General features: G+C 57.4%; 7 protein-coding genes. 1 reads left to right on the top strand and 6 read right to left on the bottom strand.

Annotated features, from left to right (window positions below; genetic code table 11):
* Window positions 1–49: 49 nt before the first annotated feature.
* From HIJ39_RS20605 to HIJ39_RS20580, 6 genes are all read right to left on the bottom strand, one after another.
* The gene (locus HIJ39_RS20605; protein WP_169102919.1) at window positions 50–517 is read right to left on the bottom strand and encodes an ABC transporter permease; all 468 of its coding nucleotides are present in this window, start codon (window positions 515–517) and stop codon (window positions 50–52) included.
* A complete protein-coding gene (locus tag HIJ39_RS20600; protein WP_207711823.1) occupies window positions 514–1,497 on the bottom strand; it encodes an ATP-binding cassette domain-containing protein in 984 nt (327 codons plus the stop codon). Before HIJ39_RS20600 ends, HIJ39_RS20605 begins: the two co-directional genes overlap by 4 nt.
* Complete coding sequence (locus HIJ39_RS20595; RefSeq protein WP_169102918.1) at window positions 1,490–2,161, bottom strand: PadR family transcriptional regulator; 672 nt, start codon at window positions 2,159–2,161, stop codon at window positions 1,490–1,492. Before HIJ39_RS20595 ends, HIJ39_RS20600 begins: the two co-directional genes overlap by 8 nt.
* Window positions 2,162–3,845: 1,684 nt before the next feature.
* Window positions 3,846–4,301 (bottom strand): hypothetical protein, encoded by a 456-nt coding sequence (locus tag HIJ39_RS20590; RefSeq protein WP_169102917.1) that lies wholly within the window; start codon window positions 4,299–4,301, stop codon window positions 3,846–3,848.
* Window positions 4,294–4,752: a hypothetical protein gene (locus HIJ39_RS20585; RefSeq protein WP_169102916.1), complete on the bottom strand. Its 459-nt coding sequence runs from the start codon at window positions 4,750–4,752 to the stop codon at window positions 4,294–4,296. The genes HIJ39_RS20590 and HIJ39_RS20585 overlap by 8 nt, the downstream gene beginning before the upstream one ends.
* Window positions 4,753–4,834: 82 nt before the next feature.
* Window positions 4,835–5,425 carry a TetR/AcrR family transcriptional regulator gene (locus tag HIJ39_RS20580; RefSeq protein ID WP_169102915.1) on the bottom strand — a complete coding sequence of 197 codons (591 nt, stop codon included), beginning with the start codon at window positions 5,423–5,425 and terminating at the stop codon, window positions 4,835–4,837.
* A gap of 858 nt (window positions 5,426–6,283) precedes the next feature.
* On the opposite strand from HIJ39_RS20580, the gene HIJ39_RS20575 reads away from it, so the two are divergent.
* A complete protein-coding gene (locus HIJ39_RS20575; RefSeq protein ID WP_169102914.1) occupies window positions 6,284–7,054 on the top strand; it encodes a hypothetical protein in 771 nt (256 codons plus the stop codon).
* Window positions 7,055–7,092: the final 38 nt, after the last annotated feature.

The raw sequence follows: 7,092 nt of genomic DNA, 5'->3' as shown, positions 1-7,092 counted from the left end.
AACCTCCAACCAAGGATTTCCCTTACCGTACCATAACCTTCCGTGATTATCACGAATTAAGGAATGGTTCTACTAGTACCGCCAGTAAGAGGGCTAGTACCACTAATCCAGCGGGATGCACAGAAAAGCCGAGCGAGGCACCGATGGCCACGAGAATGCCGTTGAGTACCCACATCGACAGCACGGTCGCCAAGATGGGTCCCAGCAAAATGGCGGCCCGGCTAGCCGGCGTAACGCGCAGTCGCTCGATCACCCCCGCTTTCACATCAAAAATTAGGCTAAAGCCGGGCCCCACTCCCGATCCGAACGCCACCAAGGCAAGAATGCCCGGCAAAAACAGGTCGAGCGCGGTGCCTGCGGGCAGAACATGGTCTTGGGATAGATGCCGCAAGAGTGGGGTGAACAAGACCAGATACAAGATGGGCGTCGTAACCGACGCGACCAGCCAGACCGGGTTTCGGAGCATTTGGCGGCCGTAGCGTCCAAACAATAACCCGGTATCGCGAAGGGTTTTCATGGGGACACCTCCCCGGGAACGGTCTGGTCCCGCAGGGATCGTCCGGTGGTGCGGAAAAACACGTCATCCAACGATGGCTGGTTCAGCTGCACGGTGGCTGGGCGAACGCCGGCCGCTTCCAAGCGGTGCAAAAGGTCGGCCAGAACGGCCGCCCCGTTGTCGACATACACGCGCACCGTAGTGTTCTCCCGGACAACGTCCCGCACGGCGGGGTCTTGGGTTAGGACGGACAGAGCCAGTTGGGCTGCGTCGTCGGTGGGCCACGACCAGAGAATCGCCTCCCCCGCCACTTGACGTTTCAACTGGGCGGGGTCCCCCTCGATCACCACCTCGCCATGATCAATGATATAGACCCGCTGGCACAGGGCATCCGCTTCGTCCAGATAGTGGGTGGTGAGGACCACGGTCATCCCCGCCTGCGCGAGGCGGCGAATATGCTCCCACAAATGGGCCCGGCTTTGCGGGTCCAGGCCCGTGCTAGGTTCGTCTAAAAACAGCACGGCGGGGTCGTGAATAATGCCCATCGCCACCTCAAGACGCCGGCGCTGGCCGCCCGAATAGGTTTTCACCGCGCGATCGGCATAGTCTCCCAGTTCGAGTTGCTGAATCAATCGCCCAGCCCGGTCCGCGGCATCTCGCGCCGATACCCCATAGAGGCGCGCTTGCAACTGCAAGTTCTCTCGTGCCGTCAGCGTGTCGTCGGCACCGCCCGCCTGGCTGACATAACCAATGCGCGTGCGCACCCGTGCAGGCTCGCGCCGCACGTCATACCCGGCAATGCGCACGTCACCGCTGTCAATCGGGAGCAATGTGGTCAACATACGCATTGTTGTCGTCTTCCCAGCTCCATTAGGTCCCAGAAGCCCAACGACCGTGCCTTTTGCCGCCTCGAGGGCGATATTGTTGACGGCCTGCACGCGGCGCCGCTTCGACTGAAAGGTTTTGGCCAGGCCGGTTGCGGCGAGTATCGGTTCATTCATGGCGTGTCTTGTGGTCTCCTTTCTTTGCGTCCTGCGGGGGCTCGCTCTCCAGGGGATACGACGGCGAGCCTCCCTCTCGATACACCCGCCGCCACCAGTCGATCCCCTCTAAGCGCCCCTCGCGAATCTCCGCGGATAACTGGCGCGTGAAATGTAATTCGGCGTCCCGCAAAGCCGCGCGGTACTCAGCCTCCAGCGCAAATAAACGTGGGAACGACTGGCTATCCATGAGCTGTCGCATCCCCTCGTAACGTGCGGCATCGAGCGTCAACGCCTGCACCCGCTGGTCTAAGAGTTCCAATGCTCGGTCTGGATCCAATGCTGGGAGAAAAGAGAGAGCGGCTTCGAAACTCGGGTAGTCGTTCACCGGGATGGCTACTAAATCCGTGAGCCAGTCTTCCATTTCGGCGTAGCCCGCGGCGGTGAGCGCATAAATGGTACGTGGCGGCAGCCGGCCTTCTTGCACGGTATCTTGTGCAACAATCAACCCGCGCCGCTCCAGATCGTCCACCACCGCATACAACGATCCATAGTTGAGTCGCACACTGTGGTGCTTCCCTCGGGCCTTTAACCGGGTGGCTATCGCATACGGATGCATGGGTTCTTCAAACAAGGAAACGAGGACCGCCAACGCCAGAGGATTGGAGCGTTTTGATGCCGGCATCGTATTCACCTCTTAGTACTTTATATAGAGTACTCAAGTAAGAATGTCAAGCAAAATGTTAGAGAAGTGCTCTTGCCATTCCTCATACTCGCTTCCCGCCAGGAAGACATGGAAGTCAGACGCGGGCGACCCGTTGGCTCCATGCCTACTCCATCGATAGGACGGGGCACGAACATTTCCAGCCCACGGGGTATTTCACGCCGCTTCGATAGGACGCGCGATGAATTACGGGTATCGGGGGACTTCATGATTGATTCGGCGTTGTTCGGTCTTGCAAGAAACTCCGAGACGCCAGCGACAATCGCTCACCACCGATTGGGGGCAACCCCGCCAGGAGATGTTTGACGGCGGAAGTTTTCTGCCCGGTCGACTCTTTGACTTCGATCGTTGTTGTCTCTGGGGAGTGCTGCGACATTTGACCTATGAGTATGACGCAAGACAACACCACACATGAGCAACCGGCAAGCGCCGGTGAATACGGCTTCGATGAACCCGTACGGCTCATCATGCTTGCCGCGATGGGCGTCTGCGGGGCGGTCGCGCTCTCAGCTTCGTCGGGACCGTAGGCAACGCGCAACTCGCGCATACGCTGGCCGTATGCGTGAACTAGGGATTAGGGATTATAGACCTAGAGCTCCGACGGCTTGGCTGGCAGTTTTGGTTTGGTGGGCCGTGGGCGGGTGCCGAACTGGTCGTTGGTAGTAACCCATCGGCGTCGGATGGAATGACTCCAATCTAACAGGTCGGATGCGACCCTTGCCTCCATCTATCCCATCTATCAATTCTACCTGAACAAATTCATCCAACGAGGGCCAAAGAACACCTTGGCGCTTGGTGCATACTCGCCCCGATATGCGCGGTGGGCACCAGTGCCAGGTATCTTGGCCGTATTCCACGGCTGGGATATTCGTGGTGTCGTAATGACGCGTCAAACTGTCCTTATCTTGTCGATCGGCTTGTTTTGGCCGAAAGTTGACGGTGTCCGGGATTTGCTGGTCGTTGTGCCCACCATGGCGAGCAAAAAAGCGGGGCCAGTCAAAGCGGCCTCCGCTGCGGCACCAGGTAGTCAGCGATGTCGATCGACGGGGGCAGAATAGCCCGCAACCAGTCATGATGGTGCTCGGCCCGAGACACGGGAAACGGCTGTCGGCGCACCCATCGGCGCCAGTGCCAAACGGCATACCCGGTGCAACGTGGCCGTGGCCCGATAGCTCCCAGACCAGAAGCTCGCGTATGGCGACCATGAGGATGTTGCACAGCGACTGACATGGACTTTAATGCACGGGGTTCGGGAATGGGGTACAGCGCCACTTCGGTCGAACGCTTGCGGAAATTGCATGGCCATGGCAGCGTGGATTGTTTCGGTTTATGTTATCCGGCCTTTAAACTGCCTTAGACCGCTGATTCCAAATTACGTCATAGGTGTTCCGTTTGTCTGACACAGTGGAATCAGTGTCTTCATGGTGACTTCGGTCATACACATACAAAAACTCGCGTACCCGAACATAGACCGCAATCCGTCTGCGTTTCTCCCTGTCGGGGGCCGTCCCCATCTTCGTTACCGGCACTCTGGAGCCTTCTGACATCCCCGTCATTGCCCAGCGGGTATTGGCCCAGCGATCCAACCGACGGGGCAGAACGCACCGGCGCAGGCAGCCCAATGGCTTGGTAGGGGCCGGCACGGTTACTTTCGCGCCAGAATCCCCGACAGTTGCGGATAGCGGAGATGGAGCACCAGTGAGCGCAGGCCCCAGACGACTGCTACCTCCAGGCCAATGACCCACGTCACCGCCGTCATTTCGTGCAGTACCACGGCGGTGACGCCATGCAACGCAAAGAGCACCAGCCAACTCACGACATAGCGCCAGTCCCCTTGGAGAAACCAGCGACCGTCTTTTTCGTACAATCGCGTAAAGTACGCTTGCATGATGCCAAACGGGACCGATACGGCGATGGACATCAGTGCGTCGGCTACTTGCACGGCGGGCATCGGGTGGGGCAGCGTGTGATAGGCCCAATACAACCCCACGATGGGTAAAATATAAAATCGCAGGCGCGTGGGCCGACGCGGTGTGACTTGACGCACAATGAAGAATACAAGTAAGCCGAGCCCTATGACATCGGACAACCAATTAGGCATGGTGTTTGCGCTCCTTTTGGGGTGCTCGGATGGCCCCGGCGAGCAGGAAGCCGACCAGGCTGATGCCCCCGATGACCCCCATCACGTCATGAAACTCGAATATCTCCGCATTCTGAACCGAATGACCAACCCGATGGCAGAGCCGCGCCCGATCATGAGGAGCTCGATGCCCCAGGCGGGCGACGTCACGGTCACCGCATAGAGAGCGCCCGTATCCGCTGTGAGGAGGGCCATCCCGAGCAGCACCGCCCGTCACGATCGCCAAGGTAAGCCCCAGAGACAGCAAATAGGCGCTGGCCACCCACTGAGCTCCCTGGAGTGAACTGTGCAAACTGGTGGCAATGGCGGGCAGCCCGACATTGACAATGCTGCTGTCGACCATCGTTAAAAACGGGCCGGCCAAGAGCCCGACGAACGCCCATCCCCGAAGCGAGTGTTGCTGAGCGTTCATTCCGCTTGGCTCCTCTCCGTGAGGTTGACCGACTAATTAGTCAATACAAATACAAAAAAACACCTTACGGAACCGATGCGCCCTATGATCCCGTAAACAGAGTGATGAGCGTGTCGGTAATCGCCGGTACGCCACCGTTAATGGCCTGGCTCACAGCGAGTCCCTGGATGCAGGATCCCAGCAACAAGGCCAACTTGTCGGAATCCCCGGCTATCACATCACCCGCCTGTTGACCCTCTCGGATAAAAACCCCCATCAACGCCTGGGCTTCGCGGGTAAACCGAATCGCTTGGTCACGCGCTTGCACGGGCACGGCATCACTCACCAAGGCTTGCATGACCACCATGAACATGTCGGGCTGTTCGGCGAGCCCGGCCTGGATTTGCTGCACGAGCCACCGCAGCCGGTCAGCCGCGGTCCCGGGGCGACGCATAGCGTCCTCAAAGAGCTGGACGGTGCCGCGACTGGCGCGATCGACGAGCGTGGTATAGAGCTCCTCTTTACTCCCGAAATAGTGATAGAGGAGCCCTTTGCTCATGGCCACCGCGTGCGCAATCTCGTCAATACGGGTCCCGACATACCCCTGATGAGCAAACAGCCGGGCGGCCACCGAGCGAATCTGGGCCTGGCGCCGTTCCCGAATTGCTTGATTGGCCGATTCGGTCCGGGGCATCCCGCCTCACCTCACGGTTTTATACTGAACACACGGTCAATGATAAATTGCCTTCTTTCGGAAGTCAAGATGGGATCGCAAACGGCCGGGGTCCGGGTCACACCGCGACAGTAGTGCGTCGTTCTCCAATCCTCTGGTGGATGTTACGACTGATCCTTTTCGTGGTCACCCCATGCGGAAATCCGTAGAACAATCGATAAGTGCTCAAAATGTCCCACACAAAAATCCGGATATCCTTTTTTATCTTTCATGCGTCGGCCATGCCCCTTTCAGTCATCGTATTCCATGACCTCGGCCTTAGAGGCCTGAAAGAATGACAAGGGCCCGGTTGGTTCCGAATGTCCTTCGGAATAAAATAGTACATCTGACGCACTACGTAAAAATGGCCAATCCGATGCCGAGTACGGCCATGAGAGCTTGCCAGCCTGGCTTCCAAACCCTCACCCATTCACCCCAATTTCTCCTCATATTTCATTTCCTCAATGAACCACCCCGGTGTAGCACCCCGGCGTCCGAATGGTTTGCCTTCACGAGAAACCTCCGGTCGGCGAGCACATCCGGGTCCATCTCCGGAATTTTTCTGAAGGAGGTCGTCTTAAAACTTGGCAACACCTCAGCGAATATCGTCCATTCGACCTGGATTGTCAGACTGCCGCCCGGCCCAAAAGGCCTAAGATCGGTTCTGCATCTCCGTTTAACGGGTCCACGTATACCCGATTTGCCTCCAGTCACCGGGTTGACCCATCAACTGGATGCTCGCGTCGCGGGGAGAAACGTAGATGCTCATCGTTGACAAACCTAAACGATTGGCGAATCATGGTATATATTCCGTTTAATGCCATTTTTAGGAGGTGGCCTTTGAAAATCATCCCGACAGCAGCAGCGTTTGCCGCGCTTTCGTTAGGTTTTTTAGCAATAACCCCGGCATCCTGGGCGGCAACGGCTTCCCCTGCCCCCAAACCGAGCACAACCGCCACACCGTATTGGACGGTCGGTCGTAACGATGCCATTATTACTGCGCGGGACCGCACATCAAAAGTATGGGCCGACATTGTTCATGGCTCCATCGGGGAAACCTATTACCCCAACATTAATACCGCTGACTCGCGGCTCATTGAATTGGTAGTGGTACATAATGGCGCAGCGACACCCGTATCTCGTATGCAGCACCGCTACCGCTGGACTCGCCAGAAGGCCTTAGCCGTCACCATCATCAATAACCCCGCCAATCATTCCTATCAGTTGGATGAGACCGTTTTCACGAATCCCCGGACCAATGCGCTTGTCCTCCAGTACCAACTCAAAATCCTATCGGGATCGCCGAATGGCTATCAGTTGTATATCTTCAGCAATCCCCATCTGAACAATCAGGGCACGAATAATCGTGGATACGTCGCCAACAGCCATGGTCAATCAATCCTCATGGCCCAGAACGGTCCCGTGAGCTCCGCCATTGCCAGTCGTTCCGGTTTTACCCAGACGAGCATTGGATATATGGGAAGCAACGACGGCCTGACTCAACTCCTGAAAAACCGCACCGTGGCGTCGTACGGCTCCGCCGATGGAAATATTGGCGAAACCGGAGAACTTACCGTTCTGATGGACTTGTCCAAGATTGACCATCGTTAAGCAAATAATCAATCTTGTTGCCACCTTCCTGGTTCATC

Source organism: Sulfobacillus harzensis, from assembly GCF_012933365.1.
GTDB classification, from domain to species: Bacteria; Bacillota; Sulfobacillia; order Sulfobacillales; family Sulfobacillaceae; genus Sulfobacillus_B; species Sulfobacillus_B harzensis.
This window is presented reverse-complemented; position numbering and strand designations above follow the sequence as displayed.

What these genes read in the sequence shown, in the direction of transcription:
- HIJ39_RS20605 (WP_169102919.1), bottom strand. Translation starts at nt 517, where the DNA reads ATGAAAACCCTTCGCGATACCGGGTTATTGTTTGGACGCTACGGCCGC.
- HIJ39_RS20600 (WP_207711823.1), bottom strand. Translation starts at nt 1,497, where the DNA reads ATGAATGAACCGATACTCGCCGCAACCGGCCTGGCCAAAACCTTTCAG.
- HIJ39_RS20595 (WP_169102918.1), bottom strand. Translation starts at nt 2,161, where the DNA reads ATGCCGGCATCAAAACGCTCCAATCCTCTGGCGTTGGCGGTCCTCGTT.
- HIJ39_RS20590 (WP_169102917.1), bottom strand. Translation starts at nt 4,301, where the DNA reads ATGCCTAATTGGTTGTCCGATGTCATAGGGCTCGGCTTACTTGTATTC.
- HIJ39_RS20585 (WP_169102916.1), bottom strand. Translation starts at nt 4,752, where the DNA reads ATGAACGCTCAGCAACACTCGCTTCGGGGATGGGCGTTCGTCGGGCTC.
- HIJ39_RS20580 (WP_169102915.1), bottom strand. Translation starts at nt 5,425, where the DNA reads ATGCCCCGGACCGAATCGGCCAATCAAGCAATTCGGGAACGGCGCCAG.